The following is a 15,458-nucleotide window of genomic DNA, read 5'->3' on the forward strand; positions in this document are numbered from 1 at the left end:
GAGAAGAAGTCCTCGGCCGACATCTTGTCGCTGAAGTCCTGCGCGGCCTTCGTGACGTGCGATTCCTCGGCCAGCGGGGCAACGCGGTGGCCGCGGTCAGCACGAGGAACGCCGGCGCGGCCACCCACGCCCACCGCCTGCTCCAGTGCTCCCGCACGAACACCACGGCGTACACCAGCACGAAAACGAGGATGGCGCCCGAGTCCGCGGCGCCCGCCCAGCGCGTCGCCAGCACGTGGAAGACGCTGCTGGCCACGAAGATGAGCCCGATCAACCCGGCGAGCACCCGGCCGGTCCGGTTCCCCGCCGCCAGCCGCCACACCAGCACCGCGGCCACCAGGAAAGCGAGGTTGCTGAGACTGTTGAGCGGTTCACCCCAGAGCCCGGGCGCGAGTCGTTCGCAGTACCCGTCGACGTAGTCCGTCACGCGACCAGCCAACCAGGGGTCACCCGCACGCGGCCAGCCGCTGTTCCAGGAACGCCCGTTGTGGCCGCGAAGCCGGCAAGGCCAGCGCGCGCCGGTAGTGGCGCGCGGCCTCGGTGGCGTCGCCGCCCCGCAGGTACAACGCTCCGAGCGCGGCGGGCAGCGGCAGGTGCCCGGGCAGTTCGGCGCCCAGCGGCGCCAGCTCGGGGATCCCGGCCAGCGGCCCGTCGACCTGGGCGAGCGCGATCGCCCGGTTGAGCCGCACGACCGCCGTCGGCCGGAGGGCCAGCAAGTAGTCGTACAGCGCCAGGATCCGCCGGTGGTCTGGCATCGCCGCGGTGTGGCACAACGCGATGGCGGCTTCGACGTGCAACGCCGACAGCTCCGGCCCGGTGCACGACCGCTCGAAGACCTGTGCGCCTTCTCGCACGAGTGCCGTGTCCTAGCGGGTCCGGTCCTCTTCGCCGATCGGCAGCAGTTCGTTGCGCGCCGCGAGCCCGCTCGCCTGCAGCAGCTGCAACGCGAGCAGCGCACTGACGCGCGGCCGCGCCGTCCGCGCGTCGGCGGCCAGCAGCCGGGTCAACCGATCGCTTCGGCGCACAACTCCCGGCGGACGACCAGTTCACCGGTCGTCGCCTGGTAACCCTCGCTGAACAACAGGTAGAGCAGCACAGGAACATCAACGCCGGCTCGCCGTCGTCCGCCTCGGGCGCGTCTTCGGTCAGCAGGGGCAGCTTCGCCCGCAGTGTCCGTTCGCGGCGGACGACGTCGAGCGCCGGTTGCGCGCGACCCGGAACAGCCAGCCGCGCGGGTTGGCCGACCACCAGGTGCCCGCTATCCCGCTCTCGACCAGCCGGGGATCCGGCTCCGGCGGTTCCGGCGGGAAGACCATGAACGCGGCGAATGTCGGCATGTCCGCTCCTTCGTCCGGGACGACAATGCTCCCCAGACGAACAACGCGCCACGGAATCGACACGACTAGCGTGCGGGGTATGAGCGACGCGGTGAGCCGGTTCCCGGTGACGGAACTCGAAGACCTGCCCGACGACCTCCGCGAGCGCGTCGGCGTGATCGCGGAGAAGTCCGGCTTCGTGCCGAACATCTTCCGCGCCCTCGGCCACCGCCCCGCCGAGCTGCGCGCGTTCCTCGACTACCACGACGCCCTGATGGAACGCAGCGACGGACTCAGCAAGGCCGAACGCGAGCTGGTCGTCGTCGCGACGTCCGGCGCCAACCACTGCACGTACTGCGTCGTCGCCCACGGTGCGATCCTGCGCATCCGCGCCAAGGACCCGGAGCTGGCCGACCGGGTGTCGAGCAACCCGTGGCAGGTGGAGCTGGACGAGCGCGGCCGCGCGATCGTCGACCTGGCACTCGCCCTCGCCCAGGACTCCGCCCTGTTCGGCGAAGGCGACCTCGAAGCCGCCCGCAACGCCGGCCTGACCGAAGACGAGATCTGGGACATCGGCGCGATCACGGCGCTGTTCGCGATGTCGAACCGCCTCGCCCACCTGACCGCGCTGCGGCCGAACCCGGAGTTCTTCCTGCTCGGCCGCGTCCCGCGCTAGAACTCCAGGCGCCAGGTTTCGTCGGTCAGCTTCGGGCCCCAGTCGTCGAACTCCGTCTCGGCGACCAGCTGGAACCCCACCGCGCGGTAGATCGACCGCGCGGCGTCGAGGATGGACACCGTCGACAGCTCCATCGCGCGGTAGCGGTGCGCCCTGGCGAACGCCACGCACTCGGTCACCAGCCGCTTGCCGACGCCGTGGCCGCGCGCCGACGGCTCGATCAGCAGCAGCCGGATCTTCGCCGTGTCCGCGTCCGGGCCCCGGCCGCAGCCGATGCTGCCCACCCGCTCGCCGTCGAGCTCGGCGATCCAGAACGCCTGCCGCGGGTTGCCGGTGTTGTCGAGGAAGTCCGCGGCGAGCCGGGCGACGAGCGCTTCGAACGGGGCACCGAAGCCGTACTCGCGGGCGTACAGCGCACCGTGCCGCTCCACCACCCATCCGAGGTCGCCCGGTCGTGGCGGGCGGAGGACGAGGGCCGGGTCGCGGCGGCGGTCGCCGACGAGGTCGCCGATCGTGCGCATCGCGGTCAGCAGGCGCTGCTGGTCCTCGTCGGCGAAGCGGCGCAGCAGCCCGCCGATCTGGTCGGTCGACCGGCGGTTCAGCACCGCGAAGGCGTCCCGGCCGGCGGCGGTCGGCCGCACGAGCTGGCGGCGGGCGTCCTCCTCGGACCGTTCGCGCACGACCAGCCCGCGGGACTCGAGGCGCGCGAGCAGCCTGCTGGCGTAGCCGGCGTCGAGGTCGAGGCGTTTCCGCAGGTCCGTGACCGGAAGCGGGTCCTGGTGGGCGAGTTCGAAGAGCACGCGGGCTTCCGGCAGCGAGTACTCGGCGTCCGCCGGTCCTTCGTCGAGCACGCCGATGACCGACGTGTAGAGCCGGTTGAAGGCGCGGACCGCGGCCACCCGGTCGGCCAGCTGAGCCTCGTTCATTGACCACCTCAACAAGTTCGTTGACGAAGTCAAAGATTACTGCGGAAAGCGCCGGAGGCAAGAGGGTTTCCGGGGAAATGGGAAACCCCGCGATGCTGCCAGGTCGGGGGTCCGCCAGCATCACGGGGTCGTACTGGATATCGACGCCCCTCCGAGCGGCGTTACACCATGAGCACGATGTGGCCTAGGTCACTCGAATGGGCGACCGCCACGGGGTGAAGAGATCAGCGCATGTAGCCCGAGCGAGCCTGCGCGATCGCGATGAGTTCCTGACGGACCGTCGCGGTGGCGGCGGTGTCGATCGCCCGGTTCAGCGCCCGGCGAGTGCGAGCCTCGGCGCGACGGGCACGGAGCTTGGCGGCGATGTTGTTCATCGGTTTCTGCATCCCCTTCGAGGGTCTTGGTGGCTTGTAGGTCTAGTATGCGCCTTTTTTCACAAGGATGCCAATGAATATCCGGTGACTTGGCGCACTCGCCGATGAATCATCGGCAAACTTGGGTATGAGCCGGAGAGATCGCGGGTGGCGCCGGTCACGGCGAAGCAACCCACTGCAGGCTTCTAGTCGTATCTAGTAAAAACACAAGAAAGCCATAGTGACGCTCATAGACCGCGAGACAGCGGGAAAAGCGCAGGTCAGTCGCGGCCGAGCAGGTAGTGGCCGAAGTGCGGCACGGTGAAGGCGATCTGCCCCCGCTCGGCGGAGTACACGAGGCCCTTCTTCATCAGGCTGTCGCGCGCCGGCGAGAGCGACGACGGCTTCCGCCCCAGGAACACGGCGACGTCGGCGGTGCCGGCGGGCTCGTCACGGCCCTGGGTCAGCGAGGCCATCGCCTGCAGGTACTCCCGCTCGGCCGGCGTCGCCCGCTCGTAGCGCGACCCGAAGAAGCCGACCGCCAGCTCGGACTCCGCCTCGGGCGCCGCGACCTGGACGTCCTTGACGGTGATCGGGTCGGACGGCGCCGCGTCCCAGGCCGCCTTGCCGTAGGCCTGGATGAAGTAGGGGTAGCCGCCGGACGCGTCGAAGAGGGCGTCGAGGGCCTCCGGCTCGATACCCGCGTCTTCGCGTTCGATCGGCGCCATCACGGCGAAGTCGGCGTCCTCGCGGCTGAGCCGGTCGATGCGCGCGTACCGGAAGAGCCGCTCGGAGTAGGACTTCGACGCCGAAAGGACGGCGGGCACGTGCGGCAGCCCGGCCCCGACGACGACGAGCGGCGCCCCGGACTGCGAGAGCTCGTGGCAGGCCGCGCACAACGCCGAGACGTCGTCCGGCTGCAGGTCCTGGATCTCGTCGATGAGCAGGGCAACGCCGGTGCCGACGTCCGCGGCGAGCTCGGCGACATCGGTGAACAGCTCGACGAGGTCGATCTCGATGTCCCCGGAGTCGGCCCGCCCCTGCGCGGCGGGCACGTCGATGCCCGGCTGCCACCGGTCGCGCAGCTTGGCGTCGGGCTTGTTGGCCCGCAGCGCAAAAGCCTTCAGGACCCCGAGCACCTCTTCGACCCGGTCCGGCGCCCGATGCCGCACGGCGAGGTCCCGGATGGCCCGGTGCAGCGCGGCCGAGAGCGGCCGCCGCAGCTCGGCGTCCGGCCGCGCCTCGATCTTCCCGGCCCCCCACTTGTGCCGCACGGCCATCGCCCGCAGCTCCCCGAGGAGGACGGTCTTCCCGACGCCACGAAGGCCGGTGAGCACGAGACTGCGTTCGGGCCGCCCTCGCGCAACGCGTTCGAGAACCACTTCGAAGGCTTTGAGCTCACGCTCCCGCCCGGCCAATTCGGGCGGCCGCTGCCCGGCGCCCGGCGCGAAGGGGTTGCGGATGGGGTCCACTCTGCCAAGCTATCGGCGTTTCTAGCGTGAGCCCGATATTCCGCCATAGACGCCTAGCGCGTGTCGCGCAGGTTCGACCGGATGGCCGAGCGATCCCCTGGTGGACCGAGCGGCGGCAGTGGCGCCGAGAACAGGATGCCAAGCGCATCGAGCTTCGCCGCACGGTCTGCGGCGACTACCTCGCTGCATTGCACGCCGCCAGTGAAGGAATCCGCGACGTTTCGGAGGGGAGCTATTGGCACCGGTGGAGGTGGTCACGGTCGCGAAGCTGGCGTTCAGGCAGCTCCGGGAACTACGCGACCTCGCCGGCGCAGATGCACCGCGAAAGGCCCGGCACTACGACTCGGTACTCGTGGAGTACGGGGTCACGCTGGCCCGGTTGCGCAACTGCATGCGTGAGGATCCCGGCATCCCGGCCGGGACCCGAAAGCTCGAAGTGCGTACATAGAGACGAACAGGTCTGCAGCCCTGCTCGTCCCTACCCCCAGTGCGCCCTTACGACGCACCACTAGTCACTCAGGTTCCGTTCCGCGTAGATCTTCATCGCATCCCGGACGAACTCGGCCGTCGGGCCGTCGAGCCCGTACCGCGGGTCGTCCACGTACAACTGCCCGAGGCCCGCGAAGTACCCCGCGGACACCGACGAAACCGCCGGCCGGAGCCACTCGTGCAGCCGCCGCGTGATCGCCTGGACCTCTTCCGAATCCGGGGCGAGGCCGGAAGCCGCTTCGAACGCGGCCACGATGTCGCGCTGCTCCTGCTGGTGGGCCTCCTTCTCCGCGGCCGGCAACGAGCTCCACCACCGGTCGCCGCGCCGGTACGCGTCAGCGCCCCAGCGGCGGGTGACCTCCTCCTCGTAGGGGGTGTGGTCGAAGCCGTCGAACACTTCTTCCGCCATCAGTCGTTCACCTCCCTTCAGTTTCCGGAGGGTCGTGCGGACCGACTCGATCTGCCGTCCGATCCGCCGCTGCTCGCCTTCGAGCAGCTCCAGGTGGGTCTCCAGCGCCGCGGCGCTGTCCTGTTGCCCGTCGAGCACTTCGGCGATCGCCGGCAGGCCGAGGCCGAGCTCGCGCAGCAGCAGGATCCGCTGCAGCCGGACGAGCGCCTGCTCGTCGTAGTAGCGGTAGCCGTTGCTGCCGACTCGGCTGGGTTCGAGCAGGCCGACCGCGTCGTAGTGGCGCAGCGTCCGGCTCGTGGTCCCGGCCGAGCGGGCGATGTCCTGGATCGACCACTCCATGCCGTCGACGTTAGAAGTTGACGATGCGTCAAGGTCAACCGCTAAGTCTCTATAAGTCTTTCTAGCAACACAGCTATAAAGAGTCAGAAAGCCCGATGAGGATTCGAGCACGGGCCGAGCGGGCACCCACGGAGTAAGTTCGACCAGGCAGCGGCCCCGGATGAGGAAGGCAAACGACCGTGATACTCCGTCGAGTGGCCCGTCCCCTGCTCGCCACGATCTTCGTGACGGGCGGGATCAATGCGCTGAGGCAGGCCGAGGGCCACGCCAAGGCGGCGGAACCGTTCCTCAACAGCACGCTCGAGAAGTTCGGCGACAAGCTCCCGGAGCAGATCCCGCGGGACCCGGTGACGCTCGTCCGGATCGACGCCGCGGTGAAGGTCGGCGCCGGTCTCGCGCTGGCGGCCGGCAAGGCGCCGCGCCTGGCGGCGGGGCTGCTGCTCGGCAGTCTGGTGCCGACCACGCTGTCGACGCACAGCTTCTGGGCCATCAAGGACCCGGGCGAGCGCCAGCAGCAGCAGATCCAGTTCTTCAAGAACGCCAGCCTGGCCGGCGGCCTGCTGCTCGCGGTCGCCGACACGCACGGGAAGCCGTCGGCGGCCTGGCGCGCGAAGCACGCGGCGAAGGACGTCGGCGCCGCGGCCGGGAAGCTGAGCCGCAAGGCCGAGAAGCGCGCGAACAAGCTCGCGAAGCGGGCGCAGAAGGCGCTCCCCAACTGAGCCTATGCGTAAGTGCCACCCTCGGGTGGCACTTACGCATAGGGCTACTTCTCCAGGATCGCGGTGACGCCCTGGCCGCCGGCCGCGCAGATGGAGATCAGGCCGCGACCGGATCCCTTCTCGTGCAGCAGCTTCGCCAGGGTCGCGACGATCCGGCCGCCGGTCGCGGCGAACGGGTGCCCGGCCGCCAGCGACGAGCCGTTGACGTTCAGCTTCGCCCGGTCGATCGCGCCGAGCGGCTCGTCCAGCTCCAGCTTTTCCTTGGCGAACGCCGGGTCCTCCCACGCCTTGAGCGTGGCCAGCACCTGCGACGCGAACGCCTCGTGGATCTCGTAGTAGTCGAAGTCCTGCAGCGAAAGCCCGGCGCGCGCGAGCATCCGCGGCACGGCGTAGGCGGGCGCCATCAGCAGGCCCTCGTCACCGTGGACGTAGTCGACGGCCGCGGTCTGCGAGAACGTCAGGTAGGCCAGCACCGGCAGCTTGTGCGCCTTCGCCCACTCGTCCGTGGCCAGCAGGACCGTCGACGCGCCATCGGTCAGCGGCGTCGAGTTGCCCGCCGTCATCGTGCCGTCGGGGCCGCCGAAAGCCGGCTTGAGCTTGGCCAGCTTCTCCGCCGTCGAGTCCGGCCGCAGGTTCTGGTCGCGCGCGAGCTTGAGGAACGGCGTCACGAGGTCGTCGAAGAACCCGCGGTCGTAGGCGGCGGCGAGCTTCTGGTGGCTGCTCGCGGCCAGTTCGTCCTGCGCCTCGCGGGTGATTTCCCAGACCTTCGCCGTCAGCGCGGCGTGCTCGCCCATCGACAGGCCGGTGCGCGGCTCCTCGTTGCGCGGGATCGCCGGGACGATGTGCCCGGGCCGGATCTTCGCGACGAGCTTGAGGCGGTCGCCGAGCGTCTTGGCCGCGTTGAGCTGGATGAGGATCTGGCGCAGGTCCTCGTTGACGGCGAGCGGCGCGTCGCTGGTCGTGTCGACGCCGCCGGCGATGGCCGAGTCGATCTGGCCGAGCGCGATCTTGTTGGCGACGTTCACGATCGCCTGCAGGCCGGTGCCGCACGCCATCTGGACGTCGGACGCGGGCGTCGCGGGCGAAAGCTTGCTGCCCAGCACGCTCTCGCGGGCCAGGTTGAAGTCCTTCGAGTGCTTGAGCACGGCGCCGGCGGCGACCTCACCGATCACCTCGCCCTGCAGCGAGAACCGGCTGACCAGGCCGTCGAGGGCGGCGGTGAACATGTCCTGGTTCGACGCCTTCGCGTATGGCCCGTTGGACCGCGCGAAGGGGATCCGGTTGCCCCCGATGATGGCGACCTTGCGCACGGCGGGTGTCTTCTTCGGCGGCATGACTTCACCTCTCTGGTCGTGTCCCTCACACTTTAACCTACTCGGGAGTAGGTTAGACTGCGACGTGACGCAGACTGCACGGGAGGCAACCGATGGCTGACAGGTACCAGCAGTTCACGAAAACCCCGTTGGGGAAGTTCGTGGTGCCGAAGCTCGGCCTGCCGAACCCCGCGACGCTGCGCCGCTACAAGCCCGGGCAACCCGCTCTCGAGGGTCCCGCACTTCTCGGCGCCGCGCCCGGCGGACGGCTCGAGAAAACCCTTCGCGACCAGCTGGCCGACGCCGGCATCGAGGTGATCGCGTCGGCCGCCGACCGGCACGCCGCGCTCGTCTTCGACGCCACCGGCGTCACCGACCCCGCCCGCCTGCGCGAGGTCTACGACTTCTTCCACCCGGTGATCCGCAGCGTCGGCCCGTCCGGCCGGGTCGTCGTGCTGGGCACGCCGCCCGAGCAGGTCGAGGGCCGCGAGCGGATCGCCCAGCGCGCGCTCGAAGGATTCATCCGTTCGGTGGGCAAGGAGCTGAAGCGCGGCGCGACCGCCCAGCTCGTGTACGTCGCCGAGGGCGCCGAAGAGGCCACGGACTCGACGCTGCGCTTCCTGCTCTCGGCGAAGTCGGCGTTCGTCGACGCGCAGGTCATCCGGATCGGCACCGAGGGCAAGACGGCGACCGCGCCGTCGAACTGGGAAAAGCCCCTGGACGGCAAGGTCGCCCTGGTCACCGGCGCGTCCCGCGGCATCGGCGCGGCGATCGCCGAGGTGCTGGCCCGCGACGGCGCGCACGTCGTCGCGCTCGACATCCCCGCCCAGGGCGGGGACCTGTCGAAGGTGGCGAACAAGGTCGGCGGGTCGTCGTTGCAGCTCGACATCACTTCGCCGAGCGCACCCGCGAAGCTCGCGGAGTACCTGAAGGAGCGTCACGGCGGCGTCGACATCGTCGTGCACAACGCGGGCATCACGCGCGACAAGACGCTGGGCAACATGAGCGAAAGCGCGTGGGACTCGGTGATCGCGGTGAACCTCGCCTCACAGCTCGCGGTGAACGACAAGCTCCTCGCCGATCGCGTCCTGAACGAGAACGGCCGCATCATCGGCGTCTCGTCGATCGCGGGCATCGCCGGCAACGTCGGCCAGACGAACTACGCGACGTCGAAGGCGGGCGTGATCGGCATGGTGAACGTCGGCGCGCCGCAGCTCGCGGCGTACGGCGGCACGATCAACGCCGTCGCGCCCGGGTTCATCGAGACCAAGATGACGGCCGCGGTGCCGCTGTTCATCCGCGAGGCCGGGCGGCGGTTGTCCAGCCTCGGCCAGGGCGGGTTGCCGGTCGACGTCGCCGAGACGATCGCCTGGTACGCGAACCCGGCGTCGGCCGCGGTGAACGGCAACGTGGTCCGCGTCTGCGGCCAGGCCCTGCTGGGGGCGTGACGTGGCGATCCGAGAACTCGACAGCACGCCGAGCCTGGCCACGCTGTATCCGAAGGCCCTGCTCGGTGGCGTCCTGCGCAAGCCGTCGGGGGGCGAGCTGCCGGACACGGAGCTGGTGCGCACCGGCGTCGTCGTCGACCCGGCCCACCTGGCCGCGTACAACACAGTGTGCGGCTTCCGGCTGAGCGACGAGCTGCCGGCGACGTACCCGCACATGCTGGCGTTCCCGCTGCAGATGGCGCTGATGACCGAGCCGGGGTTCCCGTTCCCGCTGCTCGGCATGGTGCACGTGGCGAACCGGATCACCCAGCACCGCGCGCTGCGGGTGGGCGAGCCGCTGACCGTGCGCGTGCGGGCGGAGAACCTGCGTCCGCACGAAAAGGGGCGTCAGTTCGACGTCATCAGCGAAGCCCAGGCCGGCGACGAGACGGTGTGGACGGACGTCAGCACGTACCTGCGTCGCGGAGGCTCCTCGGGTGCTTCTTCGCGGCGTGAGCAGCTGGCGCCGCCGACCCCGGACGCGATCTGGCGCATCCCGGGCGACATCGGCCGGCGCTACGCGGAGGTCTCGGGCGACCGCAACCCGATCCACCTGCACCCGCTGACGGCGCGCCTGTTCGGCTTCCCGGCGGCGATCGCCCACGGCATGTGGACGAAGGCCCACGCGCTGGCCGCGTTCGAAGGCCGGTTGCCGGAGGCGTTCACCGTGGACGTCCGCTTCAAGCAGCCGGTGCTGTTGCCGGCCAAGGCGGCCTTCACGTCCTGGCCGGTGGACGACGGCTGGGCGTTCGAGCTGTGGAGCAAGTCGAAGCCGCACCTGGAAGGGACGATCAGCTCACTCTGACGGCTTCCAGACCGCGCCTTCGATGAGGTCGTTGAAGCCGAGCCAGACGAGGTTCATCAGCCAGGAGGCGAGGACGCCGTCGGAGATGTCGGGGTGGTCGAGGGCCCAGTCGGCCAGGGACTCGGCTCCCCCGACCAGAGAGGCGGCCAGGCCTTCCCCGGAGAACTCGGCCTGCTCGCCGACGCCCTTGCGGGTGCCGGCGGACACGACGAGCGCGGCGACGAGCTGGATCGCGCGCGCCCGCATGTCGGTGATCTCCGCGGCGAAGGCCCCGCCGACGGTGAGGGCCTGGCGGTGCAGGACCGTCCAGGACTCGCGGTACTCGGCGACGAAGCGGTAGAAGGACCGCAGGCCGTGCCAGAGCTGCATGTCCGGCGGCAGGTCGGGCTGCACGCCGGCCTGGATGGCCTCGAGCAGGCGCGTCGCCTCGCGGCGGATGCACGCGCCGAAGAGGTCTTCCTTCGAGCCGAGGTAGGTGTAGATCATCGGCTTCGAGACACCGGCGACGTCGGAGATCTCGTCCATCGACGCGGCGTGGTAGCCGTGGCGCGAGAAGACCTGGACGGCGGCGTCCAGGATCTGCCGCTCGCGCACGGCACGCGGCAGCCGCCGGGCCCGCTCGGGCGGACGCTGATCTTCCTCTGACACGCTGGACCTCCTCGTTGCTGCCCGGAGACGGTACCGGCAGTGGACCCGTCAGGGTGATTTCGGCACGCTTGCCCGCCTACCTACTGGCAAGTAGTATTACCCTCGAGTAACTGGGAGAGGGGTGACCATGGCCGAAAACGCCGGGATGACCAGCGCCGATCGGATCGCGGACCTCCGCGGCACGGCACTGCTCGACGCCCTGGAGCGCCTCGACCCGCTGGGCCCGGAGGCCCACGCCCTCGACGTCAACACGCTCGTCGAAGCCCTCGACCCGGCCGAGCTCCGCAAGGACGACTTCCGCCGGTTCCTGAAGGTCCTGCTCACGCTGGCGTCCCGCGCGCCGGCGTTCGACCTGAGCAAGGTCGAGCCGGCCCGCTTCGCGTCCCTGGTGGCCTCGGCGTCGCGCGCGCAGCTGGAGAGCGTCGTCGCGGACAGGTCCCTGCGCGAGCGGGTGCTGGACGAGATCTTCGCCCGCATGGGCGCCCACATCAGGCCGGACCGAGCCCGCGACGTGCAGGCGGTGGTCCACTGGCGCCTGTCGGGCGGAGCGGGAGAGGGAGGCTTCGACCGCTACGAGACGACGATCGCCCACGGGTCGTGCACGGTGAGCAGGTCGATGCACGCCACTCCGCGAGTCACGATCACCATCGCCCCGGCCGACTTCTTCCGTCTCATCACGCACCAAGCGACCCCGGCGGTGTTGTTCGTCACGGGAAGAATCAAGGTAAAAGGCGACCTGGCCTTCGCGGCGGGGTTGATCGGTTTCTTCGACTTACCGAAGCCCGTATAGTCCGCCCGTGCCCCGAAACGCGAGATGGCGCCGCCCCCGCACCCTTCGCGGCGGCCACGCGGTGAACGCGTTCGCGGAGAAGCTGGTCATCGGCCGCCTGACGCCGTCTCAGTTCGTCCAGGTCCTGGAAACGTTGCACATGCTGGGCTCCGCGGGTGCCGGCATCGAGCTGAGTTCCCTGTCGACGGACGTCCTGGTCGACGTGGTCCGCAAGGCATCCCGCGAGCAGTTGAAGGCCATCGCATCTCATCCAGAGCTGCGCGCGGTATTTTTGGACGAGATTTTTCGTCGAATGTCGGAGCATTTCTCGCCTTCGCGTGCACGCCACGTCGACATCGTCGTTTCGTGGCGCTTTTCGGACGGCACCGGAGAGGACGGCTACGACCGCTTCCAAACCGTAATCGAGGACGGCGTGTGCGTGTCATCAACGGACCTGTCCCGGACCCCGGACACGACGATCACGCTGTCGGTGGACGACTTCATCCGCATGGCCACGGGCAACGCGGCAGTGGCGGCGATGTTCGTGACGGGCCGGGTGAAGGTGAAGGGCGAGTACGCCCCGGCGGTGCGGTTCTCCAGCTACTTCGACATCCCCAAGCCATCCGTGGACTAGCTGTCGCAGCTCGGTGACACCAAACTGTCGGTGTCCCACCTTAGGGTGGTCCCATGAGCAGCCCTGGTGAAGCCGAGAATTGGCCGTTGGGGGAGATCCCCGGAGTGACCGTGGGAGATGTCTTCGCGGACCGCAAGGCGTTGGCAGCCGCCGGTGTCCATCGAGAAGGACGGGCTGGCATCACCGGAACGGCTGCTCGCGGAGCCGAGTCGATCGTCTTGTCCGGCGGTTACGCCGACATCGACAACGGCGACACCATCGTTTACACCGGACACGGTGGTCAGAACGCCGCCAAGAAACAGGTGGAGAACCAGACCTTTCTCGCCCGCGGTAATGCTGCGCTCAAAACGAGCATGATCAAGTTGACGCCGGTCCGAGTGATCCGTGGCCGCGGAAAGACCAAGGAGCGCAACGCTCACATACACAACCCACCGCCGAGTGGCTACCGCTACGACGGCTTGTACTTCGTTGACGACTGCTACTACGAGCAGGTGGAGGACTTCCGGCTCTGTCGGTTCAGGCTGTCCAAGGCTGCACCGATCGACGTCATCGTGACTCCTCCGCACGTTCTCCTGGAGTCAGAGGAATGGCACAGTGAGTTGCTTGCTGGGAACAAGAACCCCGGTAAGCGTGCGTTCGAAGGCTCACGCGTTGTTCGTTCGGTCGAGTTGGCCAACGAGGTGAAGGCACTGCACGACCACACCTGCCAGATGTGTGGCAATCGGCTCGAGGTGAGTGGTCGGGGGTACGCGGAGGGAGCTCACATCCGGGCGCTCGGCGGTGGGCACGACGGTCCGGACGAGGCAGACAACATGCTGTGCCTGTGCCCCAATTGCCATGTCTTGTTCGACTACGGTGCGCTGATCGTGGAGAAAGACTACTCGGTCTTCCGGAACGGTCAGCTGATCGGAAAGCTGCGCACAAAGCCGGGACATCCGATCCGGGATGAGTATCTCGAATATCATCGCCGAAGGTATGCCGACCAGGTGAACTAGTTCTCCACGATCCGCCCTTCGATCACCGTAGGCTGCTCCCGCCGCCGCGGCTCGTCCGGCGACACAACCTCACTATCGACCACCATCACCGGCCCACGCCGCTGGTTCGCGAACCGGACCGCGCGCTTCTCCATTCGCTTCAACCACAGCCGGCGCGCCACCGCCCGTGACGGCGGCAGGATCAGCAGCAGCCCCAAGACGTCCGAAACGAACCCTGGCACCAGGATCAGCACCCCGCCGAGGCCGACCAGCATGCCGTCGGTGAGTTCCTTCTCCGATGGGCGCCCCAGGCGAGCCGACTCGACGAAGGCCCTCATCGCCTTACCGCCCTCGCGGCGGGCCAGCCACGAGCCCAGGAACGCGCCCGCCAGGAGGAGGCCCAGCGTGCCGAGCACGCCGACGGCCGAACCCACCGCCCAGATCGCGGCGATCTCGGCGAACACATACAGCAGGAACGCGACAGCCATACCTCTACAACGAACGACCTGTCCGTTTTGCTCCCGGGCGGCTAGCGCAGCAACGTCGTCACCATCGATCGCAGGCCTGTGGCCAGCCGGTCCGTCTCGCCCGTCTTCAAAAACCGCAGCATCAAGTCGCTGTGCAGCGAACCCAGCAGCAGGTGCGCGATCAGGTCCGCATCGAGGGACGGCGACGCCGACGCGATCAACCCCGACACGTGGGCGTGCCACGCCAGGTAGATCGGGCTGTTCAGCCGGTCCGTCGATGCCTGCTCGAACGCCGCCATCACCTTGACGTTGCGGGTGGCCAGGTCGACCACGGCGTCGAAGAACGCCGCCAAGCGCGAAGCAGGGGGTGCGCCCGGGCCCAGGGGCGGCGGGCCCGAAGCCACGGCGAGAGACAGCGACTCGATTCGCGATTCCACCAGTGCGCGCATCAGGCCTTCGCGGTTGCCGAAGCGGTGGAACACCGTGCCCTTGCCGACGCCGGCCGCCGCTGCGACGCGGTCCATCGACACCTCGGACAACTCGTGGGAGGACAGCAGCTCCTCCGTCGCGCGCAGGATCGCCCGGCGGTTCCGGGCCGCGTCCGCGCGCTCCATAACGACTCCTCGACAAGTTGACCGTCGGTCCATATAGTAGGCCACCATAAGTTGACCGACGGTCCAGTTAGGGGGCGCAGATGCGCGCGGTGGTGCAGTACGGCACGGGTGGCCCGGAAGTGCTCAAGGTCGACGAGCGGCCCGTTCCAACGAGGAAACCCGGCGAAGTCCTCATGAAGACCGAGGCGATCGGGGTGCCGTTCTACGAGACCCAGCTGCGGTCCGGGCTGCTCCCGGCCGGCGACGAGCCGGCCATCTTCGGGCACGAGGCCGCCGGAATCGTCGTCGAGGCCGATGACGAAACGCTGCGTGGACGCCGGGTCGTCACCGTGTCCTTCACCGGGGGTGCGTACGCCGAGGTCGTCGCCGCGAGCCAATACACGCTCGTGCCTGACGAGCTCACGCCCGAGCAGGCCGTCGCCGCCGCTGTGCCGGCCTCCGTGGCGCTCGCTTTGATCAAGACCGCGGACCTCCAAGCGGGCGAGACCGTGCTGGTCGAGGCCGCCTCCGGGGCGATCGGCGGTTACCTGGCGCGGCTGGCCGCAGAAAGAGGCGCCCGGGTCGTCACGACCGCCGGCAAGGGGAAGGCCGACATCGACCACAACGACCCGGACTGGCGGCAGCAGGTCCCCGACGGCATCGACGTCGTCTTCGAGTCGATCGGCGGCCCGCGCGCGGTGGAGCTCCTCGCGAAACTCGCGCCGCACGGCCGGATCCTCGCCTACGGCCTGCTCAGCGGCGAATTCCCGACCTTCCCCGTCGCCGGCCTCATCGCCCGCGGCCTCACCCTGATCGGCTTCGGCGGCCCGGACGCCTACGGCAAGCGGGTCGCGGCCGTCCGCGCCGAGGCACTCGGCCTGGTCACAGACGGCACGCTGACCCCGGTCATCGACCGCACCTACCCCCTCGCCGACGTCGCCGCCGCGCACGCGCGCGTCGAGAGCCGCGAAGGGGCCCGAGGACATCGACGCGCGGAAGCCATCCGGCATCTGATCAGCCGGCCGCGGGCCGCCGTCCGCTTCCGGCGAAGTGTTCGTGCAGCTCGCGG

20 protein-coding genes and 1 pseudogene are annotated in these 15,458 nt (G+C 69.3%); 8 read left to right on the forward strand and 13 right to left on the reverse strand.

The features are described 5' to 3' along the window. The 5 genes and pseudogenes from ACWDN5_RS41840 to ACWDN5_RS41860 form a co-directional block, all read right to left on the reverse strand. Nucleotides 1-427 (reverse strand): annotated as a pseudogene (locus tag ACWDN5_RS41840) (hypothetical protein); the annotation flags it as partial. Nucleotides 428-446: 19 nt separating this feature from the next. Continuing rightward, nucleotides 447-854, reverse strand: a complete 408-nt coding sequence (locus tag ACWDN5_RS41845; protein ID WP_449680173.1) for a hypothetical protein — start codon at nucleotides 852-854, stop codon at nucleotides 447-449. Nucleotides 855-866: 12 nt separating this feature from the next. Continuing rightward, nucleotides 867-1,007 carry a hypothetical protein gene (locus ACWDN5_RS41850; protein ID WP_449680174.1) on the reverse strand — a complete coding sequence of 47 codons (141 nt, stop codon included), beginning with the start codon at nucleotides 1,005-1,007 and terminating at the stop codon, nucleotides 867-869. Beyond that, entirely contained in the window at nucleotides 1,004-1,096 is a 93-nt protein-coding gene (locus ACWDN5_RS41855; RefSeq protein WP_449680175.1) for a DUF6596 domain-containing protein, read from the reverse strand. Before ACWDN5_RS41855 ends, ACWDN5_RS41850 begins: the two co-directional genes overlap by 4 nt. Nucleotides 1,097-1,145: 49 nt before the next feature. Then, nucleotides 1,146-1,337: a hypothetical protein gene (locus ACWDN5_RS41860; RefSeq protein ID WP_449680176.1), complete on the reverse strand. Its 192-nt coding sequence runs from the start codon at nucleotides 1,335-1,337 to the stop codon at nucleotides 1,146-1,148. A gap of 79 nt (nucleotides 1,338-1,416) precedes the next feature. Between ACWDN5_RS41860 and ACWDN5_RS41865 the strand changes: the two genes are divergently transcribed. Then, nucleotides 1,417-1,992, forward strand: a complete 576-nt coding sequence (locus ACWDN5_RS41865) for a peroxidase-related enzyme (protein ID WP_449680177.1) — start codon at nucleotides 1,417-1,419, stop codon at nucleotides 1,990-1,992. Here the strand turns inward: ACWDN5_RS41865 and ACWDN5_RS41870 are convergent. From ACWDN5_RS41870 to ACWDN5_RS41885, 4 genes are all read right to left on the reverse strand, one after another. Then, complete coding sequence (locus ACWDN5_RS41870; protein WP_449680178.1) at nucleotides 1,989-2,918, reverse strand: bifunctional helix-turn-helix transcriptional regulator/GNAT family N-acetyltransferase; 930 nt, start codon at nucleotides 2,916-2,918, stop codon at nucleotides 1,989-1,991. The genes ACWDN5_RS41865 and ACWDN5_RS41870 overlap by 4 nt on opposite strands. A gap of 224 nt (nucleotides 2,919-3,142) precedes the next feature. Further along, entirely contained in the window at nucleotides 3,143-3,292 is a 150-nt protein-coding gene (locus ACWDN5_RS41875) for a hypothetical protein (RefSeq protein ID WP_167344411.1), read from the reverse strand. A gap of 260 nt (nucleotides 3,293-3,552) precedes the next feature. Further along, nucleotides 3,553-4,743 carry an ATP-binding protein gene (locus ACWDN5_RS41880; RefSeq protein ID WP_003058004.1) on the reverse strand — a complete coding sequence of 397 codons (1,191 nt, stop codon included), beginning with the start codon at nucleotides 4,741-4,743 and terminating at the stop codon, nucleotides 3,553-3,555. A gap of 508 nt (nucleotides 4,744-5,251) precedes the next feature. Then, on the reverse strand, nucleotides 5,252-5,980 hold the full coding sequence (locus ACWDN5_RS41885) for a MerR family transcriptional regulator (protein ID WP_449680179.1): 729 nt from the start codon (nucleotides 5,978-5,980) through the stop codon (nucleotides 5,252-5,254). A 179-nt stretch (nucleotides 5,981-6,159) separates the two neighbouring features. On the opposite strand from ACWDN5_RS41885, the gene ACWDN5_RS41890 reads away from it, so the two are divergent. Beyond that, nucleotides 6,160-6,699, forward strand: coding sequence for a DoxX family membrane protein (locus ACWDN5_RS41890; protein ID WP_310969640.1), 540 nt, complete (start codon nucleotides 6,160-6,162; stop codon nucleotides 6,697-6,699). A gap of 44 nt (nucleotides 6,700-6,743) precedes the next feature. Here the strand turns inward: ACWDN5_RS41890 and ACWDN5_RS41895 are convergent, their stop codons facing one another. After that, nucleotides 6,744-8,033, reverse strand: coding sequence for an acetyl-CoA C-acetyltransferase (locus tag ACWDN5_RS41895; protein ID WP_449680180.1), 1,290 nt, complete (start codon nucleotides 8,031-8,033; stop codon nucleotides 6,744-6,746). Between the two features lie 92 nt (nucleotides 8,034-8,125). Between ACWDN5_RS41895 and ACWDN5_RS41900 the strand changes: the two genes are divergently transcribed. Both ACWDN5_RS41900 and ACWDN5_RS41905 read left to right on the forward strand, forming a co-directional pair. Then, nucleotides 8,126-9,460, forward strand: a complete 1,335-nt coding sequence (locus tag ACWDN5_RS41900; protein WP_449680181.1) for a 3-oxoacyl-ACP reductase — start codon at nucleotides 8,126-8,128, stop codon at nucleotides 9,458-9,460. A 1-nt stretch (nucleotide 9,461) separates the two neighbouring features. Continuing rightward, nucleotides 9,462-10,304, forward strand: a complete 843-nt coding sequence (locus ACWDN5_RS41905; protein WP_449680182.1) for a MaoC family dehydratase — start codon at nucleotides 9,462-9,464, stop codon at nucleotides 10,302-10,304. On the opposite strand, the gene ACWDN5_RS41910 is transcribed toward ACWDN5_RS41905, so the two are convergent. Beyond that, on the reverse strand, nucleotides 10,296-10,952 hold the full coding sequence (locus tag ACWDN5_RS41910) for a TetR/AcrR family transcriptional regulator (RefSeq protein WP_043787198.1): 657 nt from the start codon (nucleotides 10,950-10,952) through the stop codon (nucleotides 10,296-10,298). The two genes, ACWDN5_RS41905 and ACWDN5_RS41910, sit on opposite strands and share 9 nt — an antisense overlap. A gap of 127 nt (nucleotides 10,953-11,079) precedes the next feature. Here ACWDN5_RS41910 and ACWDN5_RS41915 point away from each other — a divergent pair, with 127 nt between their 5' ends. The 3 genes from ACWDN5_RS41915 (at nucleotide 11,080) to ACWDN5_RS41925 (ending at nucleotide 13,350) form a co-directional block, all read left to right on the forward strand. Then, entirely contained in the window at nucleotides 11,080-11,742 is a 663-nt protein-coding gene (locus ACWDN5_RS41915; protein ID WP_310969636.1) for an SCP2 sterol-binding domain-containing protein, read from the forward strand. A 61-nt stretch (nucleotides 11,743-11,803) separates the two neighbouring features. Further along, nucleotides 11,804-12,355, forward strand: coding sequence for an SCP2 sterol-binding domain-containing protein (locus ACWDN5_RS41920; RefSeq protein ID WP_449680187.1), 552 nt, complete (start codon nucleotides 11,804-11,806; stop codon nucleotides 12,353-12,355). A gap of 53 nt (nucleotides 12,356-12,408) precedes the next feature. Next, the gene (locus ACWDN5_RS41925) at nucleotides 12,409-13,350 is read left to right on the forward strand and encodes a YDG/SRA domain-containing protein (protein WP_449680183.1); all 942 of its coding nucleotides are present in this window, start codon (nucleotides 12,409-12,411) and stop codon (nucleotides 13,348-13,350) included. Here ACWDN5_RS41925 and ACWDN5_RS41930 read toward each other — a convergent pair. Together ACWDN5_RS41930 and ACWDN5_RS41935 are read right to left on the reverse strand one after the other, a co-directional pair. Further along, a complete protein-coding gene (locus tag ACWDN5_RS41930; RefSeq protein WP_449680184.1) occupies nucleotides 13,347-13,817 on the reverse strand; it encodes an FxsA family protein in 471 nt (156 codons plus the stop codon). The two genes, ACWDN5_RS41925 and ACWDN5_RS41930, sit on opposite strands and share 4 nt — an antisense overlap. 41 nt (nucleotides 13,818-13,858) lie before the next feature. After that, a complete protein-coding gene (locus ACWDN5_RS41935; protein ID WP_449680185.1) occupies nucleotides 13,859-14,410 on the reverse strand; it encodes a TetR/AcrR family transcriptional regulator in 552 nt (183 codons plus the stop codon). A gap of 80 nt (nucleotides 14,411-14,490) precedes the next feature. Between ACWDN5_RS41935 and ACWDN5_RS41940 the strand changes: the two genes are divergently transcribed. Beyond that, a partial coding sequence (locus ACWDN5_RS41940; RefSeq protein ID WP_449680186.1) for a quinone oxidoreductase family protein occupies nucleotides 14,491-15,458 on the forward strand: 968 nt, incomplete at its 3' end.

It is taken from the genome of Amycolatopsis sp. NPDC003731, assembly GCF_053586895.1.

Excerpts from the sequence above, each read along its gene's own strand:
- ACWDN5_RS41925 (WP_449680183.1), top strand. The coding sequence starts at position 12,409 with ATGAGCAGCCCTGGTGAAGCCGAGAATTGGCCGTTGGGGGAGATCCCC.
- ACWDN5_RS41930 (WP_449680184.1), bottom strand. The coding sequence starts at position 13,817 with ATGGCTGTCGCGTTCCTGCTGTATGTGTTCGCCGAGATCGCCGCGATC.
- ACWDN5_RS41895 (WP_449680180.1), bottom strand. The coding sequence starts at position 8,033 with ATGCCGCCGAAGAAGACACCCGCCGTGCGCAAGGTCGCCATCATCGGG.
- ACWDN5_RS41865 (WP_449680177.1), top strand. The coding sequence starts at position 1,417 with ATGAGCGACGCGGTGAGCCGGTTCCCGGTGACGGAACTCGAAGACCTG.
- ACWDN5_RS41860 (WP_449680176.1), bottom strand. The coding sequence starts at position 1,337 with ATGCCGACATTCGCCGCGTTCATGGTCTTCCCGCCGGAACCGCCGGAG.
- ACWDN5_RS41885 (WP_449680179.1), bottom strand. The coding sequence starts at position 5,980 with ATGGAGTGGTCGATCCAGGACATCGCCCGCTCGGCCGGGACCACGAGC.
- ACWDN5_RS41900 (WP_449680181.1), top strand. The coding sequence starts at position 8,126 with ATGGCTGACAGGTACCAGCAGTTCACGAAAACCCCGTTGGGGAAGTTC.
- ACWDN5_RS41870 (WP_449680178.1), bottom strand. The coding sequence starts at position 2,918 with ATGAACGAGGCTCAGCTGGCCGACCGGGTGGCCGCGGTCCGCGCCTTC.
- ACWDN5_RS41935 (WP_449680185.1), bottom strand. The coding sequence starts at position 14,410 with ATGGAGCGCGCGGACGCGGCCCGGAACCGCCGGGCGATCCTGCGCGCG.
- ACWDN5_RS41915 (WP_310969636.1), top strand. The coding sequence starts at position 11,080 with ATGGCCGAAAACGCCGGGATGACCAGCGCCGATCGGATCGCGGACCTC.
- ACWDN5_RS41875 (WP_167344411.1), bottom strand. The coding sequence starts at position 3,292 with ATGAACAACATCGCCGCCAAGCTCCGTGCCCGTCGCGCCGAGGCTCGC.